The sequence below is a fragment of the Pseudoalteromonas sp. BSi20495 genome, assembly GCF_000241185.1.
Taxonomy (GTDB): domain Bacteria; phylum Pseudomonadota; class Gammaproteobacteria; order Enterobacterales; family Alteromonadaceae; genus Pseudoalteromonas; species Pseudoalteromonas fuliginea.
On the sequence record NZ_BADY01000146.1, the window covers coordinates 44,611 to 66,204 of the forward strand.

Annotated in this window: 25 protein-coding genes; 13 read left to right on the forward strand and 12 right to left on the reverse strand. The window is 38.3% G+C overall.

The annotated features are described in order from the left end of the window. Nucleotides 1–4: 4 nt before the first annotated feature. From P20495_RS03995 to P20495_RS03985, 3 genes are all read left to right on the forward strand, one after another. On the forward strand, nucleotides 5–841 hold the full coding sequence (locus tag P20495_RS03995; protein ID WP_008138354.1) for a ScpA family protein: 837 nt from the start codon (nucleotides 5–7) through the stop codon (nucleotides 839–841). Between the two features lie 145 nt (nucleotides 842–986). Continuing rightward, complete coding sequence (locus P20495_RS03990) at nucleotides 987–1,538, forward strand: cytochrome b (protein WP_002961572.1); 552 nt, start codon at nucleotides 987–989, stop codon at nucleotides 1,536–1,538. 1 nt (nucleotide 1,539) lies between these two features. Beyond that, nucleotides 1,540–2,115 carry a YceI family protein gene (locus P20495_RS03985; protein WP_008138356.1) on the forward strand — a complete coding sequence of 192 codons (576 nt, stop codon included), beginning with the start codon at nucleotides 1,540–1,542 and terminating at the stop codon, nucleotides 2,113–2,115. A gap of 67 nt (nucleotides 2,116–2,182) precedes the next feature. Here the strand turns inward: P20495_RS03985 and P20495_RS03980 are convergent, their stop codons facing one another. After that, nucleotides 2,183–2,992, reverse strand: a complete 810-nt coding sequence (locus P20495_RS03980) for a TIGR02285 family protein (RefSeq protein ID WP_008138358.1) — start codon at nucleotides 2,990–2,992, stop codon at nucleotides 2,183–2,185. 160 nt (nucleotides 2,993–3,152) lie between these two features. Next, the gene (locus P20495_RS22220) at nucleotides 3,153–3,320 is read right to left on the reverse strand and encodes a hypothetical protein (RefSeq protein WP_007375427.1); all 168 of its coding nucleotides are present in this window, start codon (nucleotides 3,318–3,320) and stop codon (nucleotides 3,153–3,155) included. Nucleotides 3,321–3,687: 367 nt separating this feature from the next. On the opposite strand from P20495_RS22220, the gene P20495_RS03975 reads away from it, so the two are divergent. Next, nucleotides 3,688–4,236: a hypothetical protein gene (locus P20495_RS03975; RefSeq protein WP_007375426.1), complete on the forward strand. Its 549-nt coding sequence runs from the start codon at nucleotides 3,688–3,690 to the stop codon at nucleotides 4,234–4,236. Here the strand turns inward: P20495_RS03975 and P20495_RS03970 are convergent. Continuing rightward, complete coding sequence (locus P20495_RS03970; protein ID WP_008138360.1) at nucleotides 4,231–5,034, reverse strand: hypothetical protein; 804 nt, start codon at nucleotides 5,032–5,034, stop codon at nucleotides 4,231–4,233. The genes P20495_RS03975 and P20495_RS03970 overlap by 6 nt on opposite strands. Before the next feature lie 187 nt (nucleotides 5,035–5,221). Between P20495_RS03970 and icd the strand changes: the two genes are divergently transcribed. Then, a complete protein-coding gene (icd, locus tag P20495_RS03965; RefSeq protein ID WP_008138362.1) occupies nucleotides 5,222–6,490 on the forward strand; it encodes an NADP-dependent isocitrate dehydrogenase in 1,269 nt (422 codons plus the stop codon). Between the two features lie 12 nt (nucleotides 6,491–6,502). Here icd and P20495_RS03960 read toward each other — a convergent pair whose 3' ends face one another. The 4 genes from P20495_RS03960 to P20495_RS03945 form a co-directional block, all read right to left on the reverse strand. Continuing rightward, nucleotides 6,503–6,934: a hypothetical protein gene (locus P20495_RS03960; protein WP_008138364.1), complete on the reverse strand. Its 432-nt coding sequence runs from the start codon at nucleotides 6,932–6,934 to the stop codon at nucleotides 6,503–6,505. A gap of 411 nt (nucleotides 6,935–7,345) precedes the next feature. Next, complete coding sequence (locus tag P20495_RS03955) at nucleotides 7,346–7,552, reverse strand: hypothetical protein (protein ID WP_007375422.1); 207 nt, start codon at nucleotides 7,550–7,552, stop codon at nucleotides 7,346–7,348. 29 nt (nucleotides 7,553–7,581) lie between these two features. Then, on the reverse strand, nucleotides 7,582–8,031 hold the full coding sequence (locus P20495_RS03950) for an N-acetyltransferase (protein WP_008138367.1): 450 nt from the start codon (nucleotides 8,029–8,031) through the stop codon (nucleotides 7,582–7,584). An 82-nt stretch (nucleotides 8,032–8,113) separates the two neighbouring features. Continuing rightward, nucleotides 8,114–9,061, reverse strand: a complete 948-nt coding sequence (locus P20495_RS03945; RefSeq protein ID WP_008138369.1) for a LysR family transcriptional regulator — start codon at nucleotides 9,059–9,061, stop codon at nucleotides 8,114–8,116. A gap of 427 nt (nucleotides 9,062–9,488) precedes the next feature. Between P20495_RS03945 and aceK the strand changes: the two genes are divergently transcribed. The 4 genes from aceK to lepB all read left to right on the forward strand — a co-directional run bounded on the left by aceK (nucleotide 9,489) and on the right by lepB (nucleotide 13,408). Further along, entirely contained in the window at nucleotides 9,489–11,261 is a 1,773-nt protein-coding gene (gene aceK / locus P20495_RS03940) for a bifunctional isocitrate dehydrogenase kinase/phosphatase (protein ID WP_008138371.1), read from the forward strand. 64 nt (nucleotides 11,262–11,325) lie between these two features. Next, on the forward strand, nucleotides 11,326–12,288 hold the full coding sequence (locus P20495_RS03935) for a zinc-binding dehydrogenase (RefSeq protein WP_008138373.1): 963 nt from the start codon (nucleotides 11,326–11,328) through the stop codon (nucleotides 12,286–12,288). Nucleotides 12,289–12,350: 62 nt separating this feature from the next. Beyond that, complete coding sequence (locus P20495_RS03930; RefSeq protein WP_002963210.1) at nucleotides 12,351–12,605, forward strand: DUF2999 family protein; 255 nt, start codon at nucleotides 12,351–12,353, stop codon at nucleotides 12,603–12,605. Between the two features lie 152 nt (nucleotides 12,606–12,757). Next, the gene (gene lepB, locus P20495_RS03925; RefSeq protein WP_007375417.1) at nucleotides 12,758–13,408 is read left to right on the forward strand and encodes a signal peptidase I; all 651 of its coding nucleotides are present in this window, start codon (nucleotides 12,758–12,760) and stop codon (nucleotides 13,406–13,408) included. 35 nt (nucleotides 13,409–13,443) lie between these two features. Here lepB and P20495_RS03920 read toward each other — a convergent pair whose 3' ends face one another. Together P20495_RS03920 and metG are read right to left on the reverse strand one after the other, a co-directional pair. Continuing rightward, on the reverse strand, nucleotides 13,444–14,091 hold the full coding sequence (locus P20495_RS03920) for a bifunctional 4-hydroxy-2-oxoglutarate aldolase/2-dehydro-3-deoxy-phosphogluconate aldolase (RefSeq protein ID WP_008138375.1): 648 nt from the start codon (nucleotides 14,089–14,091) through the stop codon (nucleotides 13,444–13,446). A 128-nt stretch (nucleotides 14,092–14,219) separates the two neighbouring features. Beyond that, on the reverse strand, nucleotides 14,220–16,241 hold the full coding sequence (metG, locus tag P20495_RS03915) for a methionine--tRNA ligase (protein WP_008138377.1): 2,022 nt from the start codon (nucleotides 16,239–16,241) through the stop codon (nucleotides 14,220–14,222). A gap of 187 nt (nucleotides 16,242–16,428) precedes the next feature. On the opposite strand from metG, the gene apbC reads away from it, so the two are divergent. Both apbC and dcd read left to right on the forward strand, forming a co-directional pair. Continuing rightward, nucleotides 16,429–17,505 (forward strand): iron-sulfur cluster carrier protein ApbC, encoded by a 1,077-nt coding sequence (apbC, locus tag P20495_RS03910; protein WP_008138380.1) that lies wholly within the window; start codon nucleotides 16,429–16,431, stop codon nucleotides 17,503–17,505. A 6-nt stretch (nucleotides 17,506–17,511) separates the two neighbouring features. After that, nucleotides 17,512–18,096 carry a dCTP deaminase gene (dcd, locus tag P20495_RS03905; protein ID WP_007375413.1) on the forward strand — a complete coding sequence of 195 codons (585 nt, stop codon included), beginning with the start codon at nucleotides 17,512–17,514 and terminating at the stop codon, nucleotides 18,094–18,096. A gap of 16 nt (nucleotides 18,097–18,112) precedes the next feature. On the opposite strand, the gene P20495_RS03900 is transcribed toward dcd, so the two are convergent. Further along, nucleotides 18,113–18,898, reverse strand: coding sequence for a CLCA_X family protein (locus P20495_RS03900; RefSeq protein ID WP_008138383.1), 786 nt, complete (start codon nucleotides 18,896–18,898; stop codon nucleotides 18,113–18,115). Nucleotides 18,899–18,918: 20 nt separating this feature from the next. Next, nucleotides 18,919–19,515 carry a tRNA-uridine aminocarboxypropyltransferase gene (locus tag P20495_RS03895; protein WP_008138384.1) on the reverse strand — a complete coding sequence of 199 codons (597 nt, stop codon included), beginning with the start codon at nucleotides 19,513–19,515 and terminating at the stop codon, nucleotides 18,919–18,921. Between the two features lie 154 nt (nucleotides 19,516–19,669). On the opposite strand from P20495_RS03895, the gene P20495_RS22700 reads away from it, so the two are divergent. Beyond that, entirely contained in the window at nucleotides 19,670–19,801 is a 132-nt protein-coding gene (locus P20495_RS22700) for a hypothetical protein (protein ID WP_008138386.1), read from the forward strand. Nucleotides 19,802–20,080: 279 nt separating this feature from the next. On the opposite strand, the gene P20495_RS03890 is transcribed toward P20495_RS22700, so the two are convergent. After that, complete coding sequence (locus P20495_RS03890) at nucleotides 20,081–21,013, reverse strand: LysR family transcriptional regulator (RefSeq protein ID WP_008138388.1); 933 nt, start codon at nucleotides 21,011–21,013, stop codon at nucleotides 20,081–20,083. Nucleotides 21,014–21,113: 100 nt separating this feature from the next. On the opposite strand from P20495_RS03890, the gene P20495_RS03885 reads away from it, so the two are divergent. Beyond that, nucleotides 21,114–21,425, forward strand: coding sequence for an argininosuccinate synthase domain-containing protein (locus P20495_RS03885; protein WP_008138390.1), 312 nt, complete (start codon nucleotides 21,114–21,116; stop codon nucleotides 21,423–21,425). The last annotated feature ends 169 nt before the right edge of the window (nucleotides 21,426–21,594 follow it).

Genomic DNA, 21,594 nt, shown 5'->3' on the forward strand with positions numbered 1-21,594 from the left:
ACAAGTGAGCGAAAATACTGCTGATACAAAAAGTAGTGAAAAGCCAGTGCAGCAAAAGCTGCCACTGGCTTTTTTGCATGGTAAAGCGGTTGTAGATAAACCAGAAGACTTATATATTCCGCCCGATGCGCTCGAAATAATATTAGAAACCTTTGAAGGCCCGCTCGATTTACTGCTTTATTTAATTAAAAAGCATAAGCTTGATGTGCTCGACCTTTCTATTTTTAGTATTACAGAGCAGTATGTAAGTTACGTTGAAATGATGACCGAGTTTCAACTCGAACTTGCCGGTGAATATTTAGTTATGGCCGCGTTACTTGCACAAATTAAGTCGCGCTTATTACTTCCTGTACACGAAGAGCTTGAAGAGGAAGAAGACCCTCGCGCTGAGCTTATTAAACGTCTACAAGAATATGAGTTATTTAAAAAAGCCGCCGAAAACCTCGATGATATCCCCCGTGTTGGGCGTGATATTTTTATAGCGCATGCCGCTATGCCAATAAATGAAGACACAAGTCAAAACCTCCCCGATATTGAACTTAAAGACTTAATGCTGGCGCTGAGTGATGTAATGGCGCGAGCAAAAACGTTTGAACATCATCAAATTACTGCCGAAGTACTCTCAACCCGAGAGAGAATGAGCCAAATATTACAACAGCTATCGAAAGCAAATTCAGCAGTGGTGTTTAATGCGCTTTTTACGCCTGATGAAGGGCGTAGTGGTGTGGTAGTTAGTTTTATAGCCATGCTTGAACTCATTAAAGAAGGACTTGTTACTTGTTTGCAAGTAAGCCCAGAGAGCTTAATTTATGTCAGCTTGAGCGAGCAATCCACTCTATAAACTTATCTGTTTAATCCTCAACTTCTAAAACTGACTTTAATTATCAAAGTTCTGTGCGTATACGCACGTAAAGTGTTTGTAAATGTTATTTTCATTTAAGGCTATGCACTATATTGTAACGTCATAGCATTATAGGACGTTACACATGTTTAAAAATACACCTTCATCTTACGGACTTGTCGCCATTATTTTACATTGGCTCATGGCGTTGACTATTTTTGGCCTGTTTGGTTTAGGTTTATATATGGTTGAGCTTACTTATTACGATAGCTGGTATAAAGGCTCGCTCGATTTACATAAAAGCATTGGTATTACGCTTGTGGCCGTATTCTTATTTAGAATTTTATGGCGTGCTTTATCTACACAACCTAAACCATTAGGTGAAAGTAAAGGCATGAACCAATTAGCACATACTGCGCATATTGCTATGTATATTATTTTGGCTGTTATTGTTGTTGCAGGGTATTTAATATCAACCGCAGACGGGCGTCCAATAGAAGTATTTACTTTATTTAATGTATCAGCGCTTGATTTTGCCTTTGATGACCAAGCCGATATTGCAGGAAAAGTACATTATTACGGCGCGTGCACATTAATCGGGTTTGCAGTATTGCATGCACTAGGGGCGTTAAAACATCACTTTATCGATAAAGATAAAACCTTAATTAGAATGATCAAACCATTAAAGGATGATTAAAATGAAAAAATTATTAGTAAGCACAGCCGTTTCGGCTGCAATGATGTTATCGGTAACAACTGCTAATGCAGCCGACTACGTAATTGACACAAAGGGTGCTCATGCATTTGTAAACTTTAAAATTAAACATTTAGGTTACAGCTGGTTACATGGCCGTTTTAATACCTTTGATGGTAAATTTAACTACGATGCTAAAAACCCTAATGCGTCGCAAATTATGGTTAATATAGATACAACAAGCCTTGATTCTAATCATGCAGAGCGCGATAAACACCTTCGTGGTAAAGAGTTTTTAAATGTTGATAAATACCCAACAGCGACGTTTAAAAGCACCAGTATTAAATTTGAAGACGATTCAGGTCAAGTAACAGGTGATTTTACGCTGCATGGCGTAACCAAAACCATTACTTTTGAAATTGATAAAGTGGGTGAAGGTAAAGATCCATGGGGTGGTTACCGTGTAGGCTTTGAAGGTGAAACAAGCCTTAAGCTTACCGACTACGGTATTGATTACAATTTAGGGCCAGCCTCTACCCATGTAGATATAGGTTTATTTATTGAAGGTATTCGTCAGTAATATATAAAATACTTAATTATAAACAATAAACAGCGTCATTTTTAATGGCGTTTTTTTCTATAAATACTTATTTTTTTATACGCTCTTGCAATAAAGGCCTTAAATGCTCTGGCAACCAGCGCATTAGCACATCATTATAAGCTGGTGTTTTTTTTATTACTTTGAGCTGCTCATTAAGCATTGCTATATCTTTTGCACCTTGCTCATTTTTAGTGCAACCAATAAAGCCATAACTTAACGCAGGGGACTCGGTTAACGGTCGTTGTGTTAAATTTTTATCAAAATTCATTAATTTAGCTAAATAATAATGTTCGCTTGGGTAACCCAATAAAATATCAATCCGTTTTAAATTAAGCATATAAGTAAGGCTCGCTAAGCTGTCGCGAGTAGGTCTTATTACTAAATCTATATCGGGAGTTGTGTTTATAACCGAATCTATCTCTTTTCCATAAGAACGACTCATTGATATGCCGAGTGTTAGCTTTTTATCACGTATTAAATCTAATAATGACACTTCAGTCGCATCAGGCAATTCAAGTGCGTCTGCAAGCTTGCTATGCATAGCAACAGAAGGTGATAGGCCTGTAGTTGAGCTTTCGTCTGTAAAGTAAATATGCTTTTTTCGGTAATCATTTTTATAAAGAGATAATGCGCAAGTATTATTGGACGTATTTGATAGCTCTTGGATTACTTTTCCCGAAGGGATGATAATTTGATTAAAGGTAATAGCGGGTAGTTGTTTTTCAAGTAGGGATATAATGCTTTCATCGCGGCCTTGGTGTTGATATTGGCCATTTAAAATGTAGTACGGTGCAAAGTCGTGCGTTAACCAATTAATGGTTTTAGCATTACTTACAGGGCTTACAAAACAAAACATTAAAAAAAGTATACATAAACGGAGCATTACAGCAGTTGCCAATAATTATTATTGTAAAACTATTGTAACCATTAAAGGGCTAAAAAGTAAAATGCCAGCAACGAGGCTGGCAAAATATATTTTCAATAATCGCAATAATAAAAAGCAATTAAAGTTTTGTTTAACTAGCTTTTAGCCATTTAACAAATTGGCGTGCATCACTCGCTTTTTGAAATAATGCATTTTTTAAACCTTGTGTATCACTAAAAATTACACGATGTTTGTTTACTGAAATTGATTGCACTGGATGTGCAATTTGGATCATAGACCCATTATATTTATAAGACATAATAAAACTCACTTTATTCTTGTTATTTATTCTGCGCTATATTTTATAGCTTCGTGCAGTCAATAAATAAACGATGTTGTGTTTAGCTTCATTACAGTGTTGACGATCTTTATGACACTTTTGCGATGATAATAAAATTCATCTCGGTATTATTTAAGGGGTTCTCGCCGTACAATAACTTAGCTTTCAAATATACGTTTTGCGGGGCTTACTGGATCAGGGTAAATGGTTAACCGCGGCGGTTTCTTTAAACCAGAGAGGGAAAATAACTTATATGTATATTATGTGCAAGCTATTTTTTATATTTATTTATAATACATTTTATCAACTGCCTATGGCCTCCAATTTTATTTACTAAAGGATAAGTATGAATTACCTAATTGCGAGCGATATTTTTGGTTTAACACCTGCTTTTACGCAGTTTACAGAGGGGTTTGACACTAAGGTAACGGTTATTGATCCTTATGATAATGAGTTACAACCTATTGATAGTGAAGAATATAACTACAATAAATTCATACAGAAATGCGGGCATGATAAATACACCGACAAACTTCAAAAATGTTTTGCGCATTTGCAAGCACCAACAACTTGTATCGCATTTAGCGCAGGGGCAAGTGCAGCATGGCGCGCACAGTTATTAACAGGCAATACACACCTTAAAAAGTTAATAGGGTTCTACCCATCACAAATTCGTAATTATTTAGCATTAGATGCAAACGTACCCTGTGAGTTTATTTTTCCTAAACATGAGGTACATTTTAATGTTGATGAAGTGATAGCCATTTTAAATAATAAGTCCGCAGTAAAGTGTAATAAAACAAACTACCTACATGGTTTTATGAACGAGCACTCAGTCAATTTTAATGAGCAAGCGTATAACTATTTTAGCCATTACTTAAAAGTAGCGTTATAGCTGATTAATTTGCGCTTTTGTAATATTAGGAAAGTCAGTGCGGTTATTGTATTGTGCGTATAGAGTAGAAAAAACACTGCTTCTAGATTGTTTATCAAGCTCTTTTATAAACATTTTAGCGTTAGAGCGTGCTGGCCTACAGCATAATTGATACGCCTTTATAACACTTGCCAAAGTTTGCCCTTGTTTTTGCAATGCTAGATCTGCTTGGGCAAAAAAAGCTGCGCCTGTCCAGTAAACACGTTGCTGAGCACGTTGTTTCCACATATCGGCAGAGAGCTTATTAAGTGGCTGTGTTTTAGTTTTGGTTTGCAGGCGGGCACGATCAAACCCTGCATTTAAGCGTTGTACAAACTGCGGCTGGGTGATTATACCGCTGTCACGCATTATTACATTTTGCATATAACTGGCAAAACCCTCGCTTAGCCAAAAACCAGAGTAGGGAAATAGCGGCAAATATAAATGTGAAAGTTCATGGTATAGCGTCCAATCTTTAGTGAATGCTTTTAAACTGGCGTAACGATCTATATGAAGTTCTAGCCCATCGGGATTATTTCGCTTTACAGTAGCCCAAGGTACTGGCTCAAAAGCAAAATATTGCGGTTTTAAATAAATAGGTAAGGTACTTTGTTTTAGAGGCCCTAACGTATTTTGTGTTTTTTCAACACTTTGATTCACCCAAGTAGACACCGTCCTTTGACCACTACTTGAGAGTGAATTGAGGTTGTGTATTACTACCTCAACGGCTAACGTTTTAAACGAGTTGATTGATAGTAGCAATATAAAAAAGAGTTTCATTAAAGTGTTCCACTGTAATTTAATAGCTAATACGATAAGGCTAATTAAACAAGACCAACCCATGACGTAAATAGTCACAGTTAATTTGTTATTTTTTTAAATGATAGTAACTATAAAAGTACAAATACAGACACGCCTTAATTAGCATGCTTTAATCATATTTATAGAACCTTTGTAGGTGTTAGCAATGCAGTACCAACATATAAATGTGCCAACGCAAGGTCAAAATATCACGATAGACCAATACGGACAGTGGCAAATTCCGTTAGAACCTATCATTGCTTATATTGATGGCGATGGCGTGGGTTTAGATATCATGCCGGTAATGCGCCACGTTGTTGATAGTGCAATTGAACATTGTTACAAAAACGCTCGAAAAATACATTGGATGCAGGTTTATAACGGCGAGCAAGCCGCAAAACTGTATGACGGTGACTGGTTTCCACAAGAAACAATTAACGCAGTACGCGCCTGTAAAATTGCCATAAAAGGGCCGTTAACAACGCCGCTGGGTGGTGGCTTTCGCTCACTCAATGTAGCCCTCAGGCAAGAAATGGATTTGTTTGTAAATATGCGCACTATAAAAGGCTTTAGTGCACTCCCTTCTCCTTTAAAAAATCCTTTTTTAACAAACATAACCGTGCTGCGCGACAGCAGCGAGGATGTGTATTCAGGTATTGAATGGCAAGCAGGCAGTGTAGAAAGCGAAAAAATGCTCGACTTTTTATGCGAAGAAATGGGGGTAACGCGCTTAAGGTTTACACAAGAGTGCGGTATTGGCATTAAAAATATATCCAAAGAAGGCTCTGAACGACTAATGCGCTTTGCAATTAAGTATGCACTTAAAAACGATAGTGAATCCTTAACACTAGTGCACAAAGGCAATGTACTTAAATTTACCGATGGGGCATTTAAGCGTTGGGGGTTTGCACTTGCACAAAGCGAGTTTAATGCCACCGCACATGAAAATGGGCGTTGGCTGCAAATAGAGCGAGGACACCAAGCGCCCTTAATTATTAAAGAAGTCATAGCTGACAACATGCTGCAACAATGTTTAATGCATCCAGAGCAATTTGATGTAGTGGTGACGACTAACCAAAACGGCGACTTTTTAGCGGATATGCTAAGCGCACAAGTTGGCGGTGTTGGCATAATGCCCGCAGCTAATTTAAATAATGATGTTGCATTTTTTGAGCCCACACACGGCACGTTTGAACGTATAGCAGGGCAAAATAAAGCAAACCCCAGCAGTAGTATTTTAAGTGCGGTATTAATGCTTAAATTTATGGGATGGGAGGAGGCCGCAGTACTGATAGAAAATGCGTTAGAGCAAACATTTAAAAGCGGTGAAGTAACCTTTGATTTAGCGCAAGAGCAGCGCGATAACTCAAGTATTCATAACTCGACAACCTTAACTTGTACTGGCTTTGCAAAGAAGGTTATCGAGCACTTTTAAACACATTCATTATTAAGCTGCTGAGGCAGTTTTTACTCTGTGCATGCAAGGGCGGTTGGTTAACTGCGCTGCACGATGGTAAATCTCATGTGCTTGAGGTTCATCGCACTGCGTACCACTAAGTGTATCCATTAACGCAACAACAATAATTGCAGGAACCTGGCAGCAATATTCATCTAAAACAGCTTCTGTCGTTTGCGCATCAACATGGCAAAGCGGGTGGTTTTTAAGTTGGTATGCGTTTAATAATGTATCCACTTCTAATACATCATCTGGCTGATGTTTTGTTTTACGACATTTACAACCAAACTCATCAACTAAAGTAGCTAATGCTTGATAAATCTCAGTGGTGTTAGCTTTAGTGCATAACTGCTCTTCAATAAACTGATGTAAATTAGCATCAATAAATAACCCGTCTTGTTGTGTGAAGCTTGATGTTGTCATAATTATTACTCTTAGTTTGTTGGCTTAACTTCACTCTAGCGCTAAGTGTATTATTAATGAAATTGTTGTTTTCAATAACTGATATTGATTTCATCAATAGTAAGTTTTAAAACTAAATAAAAAATAGAAAACATACCTAAATTATACTAATTAATTTGGTGCAGAGTGGTAAAAACGTGCACAAAACTGGAACAAGGGGAGTCATTGAGGAATAAATATGGACTATTAGTTAATTGTTTTTATTGAATTTTAATTTTTTTATGAAGTTGGTACTAAGCTTGCTAATCATACACTGTAGGTAGACTCCTATATCGACGATTTCCAAAAGCGCCATGGTATTTTCCCAAAGTTGAATACCACGGCGCTTTTTATTTTTCGCGTGTATTTTATTTAGTCGTAACAATAGTAATGTTAAATTTTAATAAAGTAAGGAATAGCAACCAAAATAGCGCCTACAATCAACAGCATGCTAACACTGCTCATAAAATACGGAAATACCAATAGCGATAAACCAATACAAAGTGGTACTACGGCTTTTTTTCTTCGCCCGTAAGTAAGGTAGCCAATACCAATGCCACCAAACAAAACACTCCACGCAATTATTGATGCACTATCCATTTGTAAATTACCTATTGTGAAATACTGATTTAAATTACGACCAACATAGCCAGCTTTTCAATACCATGTGAAGGAGTCCATCTTTTAAATTCCACGAAGCCATGCTTTTTATATAAATTTATTGCAGGAGTATTAGCAACCGCAGTCTCCACTATTGCATGAGATAAATCACTCATTGCTAAAACATAACTTATTAGCTTACTTGCGATACCTTTTTTAAAATGATTAGGATCAACGGTTAAACTACAAATATCTAAACACTCGTTGTTTGTATCTACTTCAATAACGGCTGCTAAACATTCATTTTCGCTGTAGCCATAAAAAGTTGTTTCTGACTTTTTTATACCTTTAATATTACGCGCTAAAGGAGGAAAGTTATGCGCGCCGATCAGTTTAGCGTCTATAGCATAGGATTTTTGAAAGACAGCAAAAATTTTATTTGCAGTATCGTTATTCTTATTATTAAGTTTGTTTATCATTATATTCTTCTAATGAAAGTAAAGCTTGGACATTATACGCGATAGTAAAATACCTGGTGCTTGATGTGATGAAAATAATAATTTATCTATCTGCAATCGTTTTAGCAAACGCTAATAACTCACGTCTTAACCATTGGTGTGCAGGGGCGTGGTGCAGCAGTGGGCTCCATATCATTTTTACTTCAATAGGCACTATTTGAAATGGTACAGGGCTGATAACTAAATCAGTATGAGAGGTTAATAACTTAGCTTGCCTGCGCGGTAGGGTGGCAATAAGTTGCTCTGATTGGCAAAGCAGGCTTGCGACCATGTAGTGGCGAGTAAAAACACGTATTTTACGGGTTTGTTCTAGTTGCCAAAGCGCTTCATCTACCCAGCCTAATTTTTGCTTTCCTGATTTATTAGTAACAGCGGCTTCAGGCCCCCAGCCGGCACGGTTTACCCAAATATGTTCTTTTTGTAAGTAATCGTCTAACCCTGATTGTTGTAAAAATGTATTTTTAGGATGCGTTAAACAACAGTAGTTATCTCGCCATACACTGGCTTGATGAAACGAGCGTGGCAGGCCATTAAAGCGATTTATTGCTAAATCTATAGTGCCTTTTTCCATATCTTGTAGGTTTACGTCGCTTGGACTTAATACATCAAAATTAATACCGGGGTTTTTACTAAGCTGCGCCGTTATAAAAGGGGCTATTAGGGTCGACTCTATGTAGTCGTTTGCCATTATTCTAAACGTAACTTCAGCCGTTGTAGGGTTAAATTGCTCACTAGGCTGCGTAATTGCTTCGGCCATTTTTAATAGGGCCTCAACTTCAGGCTTTAATGCAAGTGCCTTTGCCGTTGGCGTCATAGAGCCTGCAGCACGCACAAGTAGCGGGTCGTCAAATAAATCGCGCAAACGTTTTAGCGCATTACTCATAGCCGGTTGCGTAAGCGCGAGTTTATTTGCAGCTTTTGACACACTTTTTTCATCTATTAACACATTTAAATAAACGAGAAGGTTAAGATCGACATTTCTTATATTCATATGGGCGTGTTGGCCTTTCAGGGTTGAAATTTGTTCAATCTAGGGGCGATTTAATCGCGGAGCGAGGTTTGCCACCTAGTGGGCTAAGTAAAAATCGAGCAAAGCTTCCGCGTCCTGCTCACGCCCCTTACCTACATCCATGTAGGCAACAAAGAGTTAATCGTTCTAGAAAGAACCCTATGGGCAGTGTGTATTTGGCCTTTATGCAGCGTTAAAGTTCATTTATGGGGAGTCACCACACTACATGTACTTTGCCTTGCTTAAAAGCCAAATACACGGCTGCAAAATTAACCTCGAAAGGTCAATACGCCCAATAAATTCTATTTATATGCTTTATTAATTATCTAAATTAAAGCCTGCTTGCTAAGGTGTAAACAATTAATAAAAAATAACCGCCATAACTGGCATCAATATAAGTGCTGTATTTATGCAAAATAGGCTAACAAATCAATCTAATAATGCGCTACAACACGTTGTAGCCAGTAAGCTTGCACGATCTGTTTTTGCTGGATTTGAGGCGATGTTTTCGCAATTTTTAAATATTACACTGGGTGCGCAAAGCCGTTTTGAACAACGAAAATATCACAGTGTGCAAAGTGCTATGCGTGAGCGTTTAAAGGTTTACGAGCGCGAAGTGAAAAACGTGAGTGAAGCCGTGAGAGTTATTGCTTACGCTGAACTTACTTGCCCGCAAACGTGGCAGTTAGCTAAAAATATTTACGGCGATATGGTACAAAATCACGAAAATAAACCTATTGCGCATACTTTTTTTAATTCAACATTTGGGGCAATTTGGGACGATAAAAAAATTCGTACTGTGCATTTGTTCGTATTAAAAGCAAAGTATCGTAGTGAGCCGCGCTCTTATGAAAGCTTAGTGAGGAGGGTATCGCTACATAATGGGTTTAATAACGCCGTTAAAACGCTTATCACTAATCAAGTATTTAGAGTGCCGTTTAGTCATTTAGAACGCGATGTAGCCACATTACAAAGTACGTTAATGCAAGGCGCTAAGGAGCAATGCAAACAGGTGTACGAACTTATCAATTTAAACGACGGCTATATTGAATACGCCAACTCATTATTTTTTAGAAACAAAGCCTGTTATTTAATTGGGCGCTGCATTGCTAAAAATGGCGACAATATGCCTTTTGCTATCGCTATTTTAAATACCGATGAGGGACTAAAGCTTGATGCTGTAATGATGGGCGCCGATCAATTAAGTTTATTATTTGGTTTTGCACGCACCTATTTTATGGTTGATACCGATAAACCCGCTCGTTATGTAGATTACTTAAGTGTGTTAATGCCACATAAACAACGCTTTGAGTTATTTAACGCCATTGGTTTTATAAAGCACGCCAAAACTGAGTTTTATCGGCACAAGGTTGATACGACTAAAAATAGCCCAGCCAACTTTAAGTATGTTAAAGCGCCAGGTACGCCGGGTATGGTAATGCTGGTATTTACTATTGAAGGGCTAGATTACGTTTATAAAGTAATTAAAGACAAATTTAGTGCGCCAAAAACAGCCACCAAAGCACAAGTGAAAGAAAAGTATAACTTTGTAAAACAAGCCGATAGGGTTGGGCGTTTGGTAGACACACACGAATTTAGATATTTAGCGTTTGATTTAAGCCGTTTTAGTGATGAGCTTCTTGAGCAGATGAAAAGCCAAATTGGCAGCAGCATGGTTATATCTGACAAGGCACTTATTTTAAAGCATGTTTATGTTGAGCGTAAAATGACCCCGCTTAATTTATATATTAACCAATGCGATAACAAAACATTAGAGAGTGTGATGCATGACTACGGTAAAGCAATTAAAGAGTTAGCGGGCGCTAATATATTTCCGGGCGACATGCTAATGAAAAACTTTGGCGTAACGCGATGGGGGCGAGTAGTGTTTTACGACTTTGACGAAATTTGTCCGCTTACCGATTGTAACTTTAGAGACGTGCCACACACCCAAAATACGCTCGAAGAGCTAAGTAGTAACTCGTATTTTGATATAGCTGAAAACGATATATTTCCGAGCCAATTTAAGGTTTTTTTTAGTGCTAACGAGATTGCGTTTAGCTATTTTAATAATGAGCACAGTAACATGTTTTTAGCGACGTTTTGGCAAGGTTGTCAGCAACAAGTACATAATGGTTATCTACCCGATGTTTATCCTTACAAACAAAGTTGGCGCTTTTGAGGTTGTTTGAATCTGTGTTCATCCCCACCTATATGTTATTACAGTTTTTAAACTTGGAGCAACAATGAAATATATTTCTCATGAAGATGGCAATCTTGCATTTAGTGAAACCGAAAAGCCGGTTTTAAAGAGCCATGAAGTACTTGTTAAAGTTGCAGCAATAGGTGTAAACCGTGCAGACAGTATGCAGCGCCAAGGTAAATACCCGGCCCCTGCGGGAGATAGCTCGATTTTAGGTTTAGAATGTGCGGGTACAGTTACTGAGCTTGGAAAAGATGTAGATAAAAGCTGGCTAAACAAGCGTATTTTTACATTGTGCTCAGGTGGTGCTTATAGTGAATACGTAGCCGTTGATGCAAAGCAGCTTATGGAATTACCCGATGATGTAACAATGGCTGAAGGCGCAGCAATAAGCGAAGTGTACCTAACAGCATTTGGCGCGTTATTTGAGCTTGGTAAATTGCAAAAAGGGCAAACAGCGCTTATTCATGCAGGTGCTAGTGGTGTGGGCGGTGCAGCAATTCAAATGGCTAAAAGCGCAGGTGCTACCGTAGTTATTACTGCCGGTACGGATGACAAATGCCGACACGCAAAAGAACTCGGTGCCGATCATGCAATTAACTACAAAACCACCGAGTTTGTAGAATATATGAAAGCAAATGAGTTAACAGCAAATGCAATTGTAGATCCTGTTTCGGGGAGTTACTTAAATAAAAATGCCGCTATTGCAGCGATGGATTGCCAAATTGTAATGCTTGCATTTTTAGATGGACGTTTTGCAGAAGTTGATTTTGCCGCGCTTTTACGCAAACGTATTTCGTTTCATGCCTCAACGCTTAGAAATCGTAGTATTGAGTTTAAACGCCAGGTGCGCGACGACTTTGTAGCGCGTTTTTACAATGATATTGCCACTAAAAAGTACGACTTTAACCTGTATAAAACATTGCCTTGGAGCGACGCAAACGAAGCCCATGCTATTTTAGAGCGTAATGAAAACGCAGGAAAAGTGGTTTTACTTGTAGAGTAACTCTTTAATTTTAGGGTTTAGCCCATATACTAAGCCCTATAAAAAATATTTAAGGTTTAATAATGAATCCAATACTAGCAATACTTAAAGAGCATAATGTAAGCGACGAAAAAGTAAAAGCATTGTTTGAAGCGTTTACTCAAAACCCAATGATGGCAATGGCGCTTGTTCAAGAGCTTGGTATTCCGCCAGAAAAGTTACAACAATTAATGGCAGTCGTGATGACTCAACCGCATCTTATTAAAGAAGCGACTGACGAACTTGGTTTAGATTTTGAAAAAGTAAAAGAAGCGAAAGAAAAACTAAATCAACAGTAATTGATAATCTAATTTTTAGATTGATCATATAGCAAGGTAAGCAACTACCTTGCTATACCCGCCGTAAAGCACACACTTTTTGTTACACTCTACATTGAACTGCTCAGCATTTAGTTAGTCATAATAATACTTAATTAACGCAGGGAAATAACATGAAACCGCTTTATAAGTTTTGGAAAAACAACCGCTCTCTTATCGTATTTATTGCACTAATGAGCGTATTTAGAAGCGCTGTAGCCGATTGGTACGAAGTGCCAACAGGCTCAATGAAACCAACAATTCAAGAAGGTGACAGAATACTTACCGATAAAATGGCCTATGATATTCGTGTCCCATTTACGCATATAAAACTACTTAAACTAGCGGACCCACAAACCGGTGATATTATCGTTTTTGACTCACAAGCTGCCGATAACCGTTTAATTAAACGTGTAATTGGTGTGCCAGGAGACACCGTTGCGCTTGAAAATAATGAGCTCATTATTAATGGTAAAAAACTTAATTATGCAGATCAGCAAAGCAACATAGACTCGCTTGATAAAATCGAAGATTTAAACGGGTTAGCGCATTCGATAAGAGTGGCAAATATTCCTTCACGTTTATCGGGCTTTGATGCAATTACAATTCCTGATGATTATTATTTAGCAATGGGCGATAACCGCGACAATAGCGCTGACTCGCGTGTAATAGGTTTAATTCCGCGTAATGAGTTATTAGGAAAAGCAGAGCGCGTTATAGTCTCACTTGATTACGATAACTATTATCTACCAAGAAAAGACCGCGTATTGAAAAAGCTCAATTAAAAAGATGATTAATTTTATAGTTAAAATATAACTGCCTATTTAGGCAGTTTACTTATATATTTTTTTACAAGCTTGGTAAGAACAATACGCTCTTGTTCGGTATTTAATACCTTACAAAAATCGCCACTAACTGCAGCGCCACAAGCACCTGCTTCAAACCACTGAGATATATTATCTAAATTCACACCACCAACAGGCATTAATTGTGCTTCTGAAAATGGACCCGTTAATGCTTTAAAGTAACCAACGCCCATACTACCAGCAGGAAATACCTTAATAATATCAGCGTTATATTCAATTGCATTTGCTACATCGGTAGGTGTTAGTGCGCCCATTAATACGGGTAACCCGTGCTGGTGGGCAAGTTCGACAACCGATTTGTTGGTATTTGGCGTTACGATAAACTGCGCGCCTGCATCAATAGCTTGCTGGGCAAGGGTGGTGTTAATTATTGTGCCTGCACCAATAAGTGCGTTTTTATGCGCTGCGCGAGCTCTTGCTATTTCTTGCTCAAAGCCAGGTGTGTTTGAAGTGATCTCTAATGAGTGTATGCCCGCATTTATTAAACAATCAATTAATGGAGCTACATCGGTTTGTTGTTTTAAGCGCAGTATGGCGACTAATTTGTGTTGCTTTATTTGGCTACTTACTTTTGTTCTGTTGGTATCTAAAATTTGGGTCATAATTTCAATTCACTTTATTTAATGCAAAGGCGTTTGTATAAACGGCTAGGCTTAATATACGACTAAACATTAATTTTGCCCATAAAAAAACCGCTGACATATCAGCGGTTTTTATTGTATGAGTAATATTACATTACGCGCATACCAGGCTCTGAACCGTCATCTGGGTTAAGAATATAAATTTCTTTTCCGCCAGGGCCTGCTGCTAATACCATGCCTTCAGACATACCAAAGCGCATTTTACGAGGTTTAAGGTTAGCAACCATAACGGTTAGCTTGCCTTCGATATCCTCAGGTGCGTAAGCTGATTTAATACCCGCAAACACTTGACGAGTTTCGCCGCCTAAATCAAGTGTTAGCTTAAGTAGTTTATCTGCGCCTTCTACGTGCTCTGCTTTAGCAATCTTAGCTACGCGTAGGTCTACTTTTGCAAAATCATCGAACTCAATCTCGTCGCTAATTGGCTCTTTCGCAAGTGGGCTGTTAGGGTCAATTGTTACTTTTGGTGCTAAGCTTTCTTTAGATTCTTCAACCATTTTGTTCACTTTATCCATTTCAACACGTTGCATTAACGGTTTAAATTTATTGATAGGGTGGCTTACTAGTGCATTTTGAACGCCGTCCCATGCAAGGTCGTCATTTAAAAACGCTTGTACGTTATCAGCCATTCCTGGTAACACGGGTTTTAAGTAAGTAATTAAAACGCGGAACAAGTTAAGACCAAGAGAACACACTTCGTGTGCTTCTTGTTGCTTAGTTTCGTCTTTAATTAATACCCAAGGTGCTGCGCCATCAATAAATTGGTTTGCTTTGTCGGCAAGCGCCATTATTTCGCGAATTGCGCGGCTGTAATCGCGGTTCTCGTAGTGTGTTGTAATGCTCGGTGCAGCAGCTTGAAACTCTGCTAAAAGCTCTGGTTGCATAATAGTGTTGCTTAGCTTGCCATCAAACTTTTTAGTAATAAAGCCAGCACAACGGCTCGCTATGTTGACTACTTTACCTACTAGGTCTGAATTTACGCGCTGTGCAAAGTCTTCTAGGTTTAAATCCAGATCAACAATACCGCTACTTAATTTTGCTGCGTAGTAGTAACGTAAGTACTCTGGGTTTAAGTTATCTAAATAAGTACGCGCTTTAATAAACGTACCCTTTGATTTAGACATTTTTTCGCCATTCACAGTTACAAAACCATGAGCGAATACGTTAGTTGGCTTTCTAAAATTAGCGCCTTCTAGCATTGCTGGCCAAAATAAGCTGTGGAAGTAGATAATGTCTTTACCAATAAAGTGATAAAGCTCTGCGTCTGAACCTTCAGCCCAAAACGCATCAAAGTCGAGGCCTTTTTCGTCACATAGGTTTTTAAAGCTCGCCATGTAACCAATAGGTGCATCTAACCAAACGTAAAAATATTTGCCTGGTGCATTTGGAATTTCAAAACCAAAGTAAGGCGCATCACGGCTAATATCCCACTGTTGCAGGCCATCGGTAAACCATTCGTCTAGCTTGTTAGCCATTTCTTGTTGAATAGTGCCCGAGTGTAACCACTCCTTTAGCATGCCTTCAAATGCTGGCAGGTCAAAAAAGTAATGCTCAGAATCTTTAAGTACAGGCTCAGCGCCCGACATTACAGAACGCGGATTAATGAGTTCGGTAGGGCTGTATGTAGCACCACACGAATCACAGCTATCGCCGTTTTGGTTTTCAGACTTACACGTTGGGCAAGTACCTGTTACAAAACGATCGGGTAAGAAAATACCTTTTTCTGGATCGAATAATTGCGAAATAATGTGCTTTTTAATATGACCGGCATCGTTTAGGCGGTTATAAATAAGTTCGCTTAATTCTTTGTTTTCTTGGCTGTGCGTGCTGTGGTAGTTATCAAATTTGATATTAAAGTCAGCAAAGTCGCGTTGGCGCTCTATGCTCACTTGTTTCACCATTTCTTCAGGCGTGATCCCTTGCTTTTGCGCATTAAGCATAATTGGCGTGCCGTGGGCATCGTCTGCGCAAACATAATAAGCTTCGTGGCCTTGTAGTTTTTGAAAACGTGACCAAATATCAGTTTGAATATATTCCAATAAATGACCTAGGTGAGTAGGGCCATTTGCATAAGGTAATGCGCTGGTAATCAGGATCTTTCGCTGCGTCATAATCATTCCGAATTGAGGATAAAGCGCCGTTTTTATTATACAAACGGCAATTATCATTAATTTATCTACAAGCTATCTGCTTAGAGTGCGCACAGCTTATGGATTTTTATTAATTGACTGGTGTTAATGCCCTGAATGTTACATAATTCCGTGGCACTTTTCATCAAAGAAACGCTATTTAATTGCTATGTTTGGACTGTCGAAACTATTCTCTTCTAAATCGGTGCAAAAACAACCGATTATTACTGCCTTAGCGGCATACCGTAGTGCGGCTTTTGCTGTCGGTATTGACGAAAGCTTCATTGATACTATTACTCAAAATGACGATAAATCACTACACATTAAATTAACTCTGCCATTTGCTGGGCAATCAGAAATGCCTTTAGTTGAGCAACACGTAAGTGAAAGCTTAAATGTGCCTGTAACAATTAGCGCCAAGGTTATCATTAAAGAGGCGGCTAAGTTTAAAGCGATTAAACATATTGTACTTATTGCCTCAGGCAAAGGTGGGGTAGGTAAGTCGACTACTGCTGTTAACTTGGCAGGCGCGCTTAAAAATGAAGGCGCAAAGGTGGGTATTTTAGATGCTGATATTTATGGCCCATCTATCCCAATGCTTTTAGGATTAGTGGGCGCAGAGCCCGTCACTAAAGATAACAAACAGCTACAGCCTTTTGATGCAAACGGAATTAAAGCGCAGTCAATTGGCTTTTTAGTTCCAAGCGATGATGCCACGGTATGGCGCGGGCCAATGGCGTCAGGCGCGCTGAGCCAGTTACTTAACGAAACCGATTGGGGCGAGCTTGACTACTTAATTGTTGATATGCCACCGGGCACCGGTGATATTCAGCTTACAATGAGCCAAAAAGTACCCGCGAGTGGCACTGTTATTGTCACTACACCGCAAGATTTAGCGCTAGCCGATGCGCAAAAAGGCATTGCTATGTTTAATAAAGTAAATGTACCGGTGCTAGGCTTAATAGAAAATATGAGCCACTACATTTGCACTCACTGTGGTGAAGCTAACCACGTATTTGGTAAAGACGGCGCACAAAAACTTGCGCACAAGCACGGCGTACCCGTACTTAGCCATATTCCACTTGCAATAGATATACGTGAGTATTCTGAGCAAGGTAAACTTATTGCAAACGATAACGACGCAACAATAAGCAAAACATACAGCGCAGCAGCGAGGCTAATAGCCAGCACGCTCTATTATCAACAGCATCACAATGCGATTGAAATTGTGATTACAGAAGATTAATAAATAATGAGACTTTCAGACACACATATTAAAGAATACCTAAGCGATGGCCGCATTGTTATTGAGCCTGCACCAACAAGTGATATGATTTCAGGCGTGACTGCCGATTTACGCTTGGGTAATAAATTTAGAACTTTTAATGCGCATAATGCCGCATATGTCGATTTAAGTGGTCCAAAAGATCAGTTAAATAAGGCCATGGAATCGATCATGAGTGAAGAAATAGTGCTTGATGAAGGTGAAGCATTCTTTTTACACCCAGGTGAACTTGCGCTGGCTATTACCCATGAAAAAGTAACGTTGCCAGCAGATATAGTAGGTTGGTTAGATGGACGCTCATCGCTTGCGCGTTTGGGTTTAATGGTGCATGTAACCGCGCACCGAATAGACCCAGGCTGGAGCGGTAATATTGTTTTAGAGTTTTACAACTCAGGTAAATTACCACTGGCGCTTCGCCCACTGATGAAAATTGGGGCTATGAGCTTTGAAATGTTATCGGGGCCGTGTGAAAACCCATACAATATTCGTAAAGATGCAAAATATAAAGATCAAAGCAGCGCAGTAGCAAGTCGTATTAGTGACGATAAATAATCACCAAATATAGACATCACTCGTCTATTTTATGAAGCGCATAGCCCAGGAGTTCAAAATAGTGGTTAAGTGCTTCATTTGCTTTATTAATATGCTCACTATTTGGGTATATTAAATTACTACTTTTTAAGCCTCCCACCAAAAAGCTATTTTTTATATATGTGTGGCCTTCAATACAGGCTTCAAAACACCGTGCTGCAAGCTCTTCTGGCATGCTCATATAATTCATATTGTGGGCTTTATCGTGTTCTATACACGTTTGTACAAAGTTATTTGCATCAATACCATCTTCATCTAAAAATACATGTTTATAAAAACTGTTCAAAGCATTATTAAGTGGATGCGATAAATTAGGCGTGTTTGAAAGCCACAATTTTGAGGCAAAGCCAAAGCGGGGTTTTGCTGCAAATAAATGCTCGCTTATATGATGGTCAAATGCATGGAACCATTCGTGAGCAAGTGCACCACCGCCTGCATTTTTTGCAAGAGCAAGTGTTTGAGAGGCTGCATTATAATGCGCTTGCACGCCTTTTTGACCACCATGACCAAATGCAAAGTTAAGCTTGCCGCGCAGGCCAATAGCTTTGGGCGGTAAATGCAGTATTTGCGCAAGATCCGCCAGTGCATCGTAAATTAAATTGGCGCTAATGTAGCGCTCTTCTTTGGTTACCCATTTACCAACGACCATTGACCTAAAGCCGAAGGTATCTCTTATATCGCTAAAGTCGACTTGGTCGTCAAAGCGATAGTCGGGGCCTTGGCGAGTAAAGCCTCGTTTTAATCTGTTGGGATAATTACGCATGAAAGTTTATGGCGCCAAATTTAATCTAAGTAACGTGCTTTTACGTGCTCAGGCATGTGTTGGGTTTGTTTTTGTATTAATTCATTAAGCGTATTATAAAGTGGTGCGGGATTTAGCTGCTCTATTAAAAACAAACTATGCGCTACAGCTTCAAGTGTGGATAGGCTGTCGGCCCGAGGGGCTTTACGAATAGCATAACGATTTTTAGGTAGCTGTTTAAAACTGACCGTTTTAAATTTATTAAGTAATGTGGTGAGTTGCAAAATTTTGTAGGCTTTTTTCCATGTACCATCAACCACGATTAAATGGGTGATGTTTTTTATACTAGGCTGCTCAGCGCTATCGTCTAAATTTATAGCGTGTTCGTTAGGGTAGAGTAAAACAGTTGAGCTTACTGGCAGTGTTTTTAGTATGGAAAAGTCATCATTATTTTCGCCTTTGATTATTTGGCAATCAGTTAGGCATAAATTGAGTAGTTTAGCGGTATTTTTTGCTATTTTTTCTTCACTCGGGTGCTGTAGAATAATAACCGTAACTTTGTTGTTTATATTTGTAATTGCGTTGCAAATACAGGTGTTTAGTGAAAAGTTACAATGATTACAAAGTGTGCGTGCCATTTAATAAACTTTTTGTTGCCAGTATGATCCTCGCAATTATACATTTATAAGGTAATTAAGTTGGTTTTTTTACGCATCGATATAATGTAGCAACGTGGTTTAATGGATTCGACTACCTCAGTTAAGAGATAATCAACTTAACTGGAGATTGATAATGACAAAACGCAAAAAGTATTTCAAAGAATTTAAAGTTGATGCTATCGCACTAGTTGTTGAACAAATCTACTTTGGTATGGCCGTTAAAGCTATGAAACTTGAAATAAGTGACAGAATTAATAATCAGTAGAAATAACTATCTTTGAATGTTGTAACAGTAATTCAAAATGCTACGTTTATTTTTAAAAACAAGACATTGAGAATACAGGTAGACAAAAAAGTAACGTAACCGTTGCTAAACTCGGTAAGTATAATATCGCATAGCTCACTAGATAGTATTTTGACAGTCATTCATATCTAGGTTTGACGCATAAAGCGCAATAGGTTTCTCGGACACATGTACGCGCGAAAAATAGGCTGTTAAGTAAGATTATTTATTAAGTTTAAGCAGCTGATAATACAGAATTGACTATTCAATATTATTTGGTGATTCAACGTTGAAATAATCCTGCATATATTTAACAAAAACTTTAATCTGATTAGGTATATATTTTGATTGGGCATATTGAGCAAGTATTTCGCCCTGATAACTGCCACTTACATGCCAATCAGGTAACAATTCCACAGCTTCATTAGACTCAATATCTCGCAATATTACAAAATCAGGAAACACCGAAATTCCTGTCCCATTCAATACCGCTGCACGTCTTATTTCACTATGATTAACAACAAATGAACCACTAACATTGACTACGACTTTTTGAGTGATATTAGTGAATTTCCATACTTGATCTATCGGGTTTTCCCCAAGGCATAAGCAGTTATGTTGAGCTAAATCGTCTGGATGAATCGGTTTACCAAATTTTTCCACATAACCTGTACTCGCACATAATATAAGCCTGCATTCGCCAATACGTTTTGCAATAAGGCCCTCAATAGGCTTATTAGTGAGGTGAATGAGTACATCAACTTCATCGCCAATAGGATCAATCATAATGTCGGTGACTTTTAATTGAAATGTAACGTTAGGGTACTTTTGAATAAAATCGAGAATCATAGGCATCAAAACCTGCTTAGAAAGAGCTTTGGGTGCAGCGACTATCAATGAACCAGCAACATTATTTTGATCAGATTGAGCTGCCGATACAGCCATTTTTGCAGACTCTAACATATCACGACAAAGCATAAAAACTTCCTGTCCAGTTGAGGTTAATCTCATATTCCTTGTCGTTCTTTCTAAAAGCTTTTCATTCAAGAAGCCTTCTAAGCGTGAAACAGCACGACTGATTGATGATGGGGATACACCAATATTTTGAGCTGCACTTGAGAAACTACCTAATTCTACAACTTTTACGAATATTGCCATCTCATATAAAAATGGCAGTAATTTATTTGTGTTCACAGCGCAATTATCCTTTTCATTTCAGACTGTTGTTTCACTTAAGGTACTTATAGATAATTCACAGGTCAACAATTTCGGATAATTTAACTAGGAAATAGAAATGAGAAAGATCAGAAGTATTAATGATGTACGTGTATTAGCCGACAACACAAGTCACATTTTAACCTTATTTAGTGGTGGACTAGATAGCTCTTATATTCTTGAGGAATTAAAAAATAGCAAAGCAAAAGTAACTGCATTAGCTATTGATTTAGGAGATGGTGTAGATGAATCAAGTTTAAAAAAGATAACTAATCACTTTGGGGTTGATTTAGTAGTGATTGATGCAAGGAAAGAATTTGTTGAACATAGTTTAGTACCTGCTATTCACTCACAAGCATACTACCTTGGCGATTTAGTATTTCAAAATTAAAAACCGTCATTGATCAAGTCGCGTAAGGAGTAATAATTTGAACGGTATAACAGCGTACAACAGTATAGTTACAAAGCTTTCTGAACAACTTAATCAAAAAAAATATGTATTAGCAACGGCTAAAAGTGTAAATAAAGTACTGAACATAGATAGTAATAATGTTGCTCTA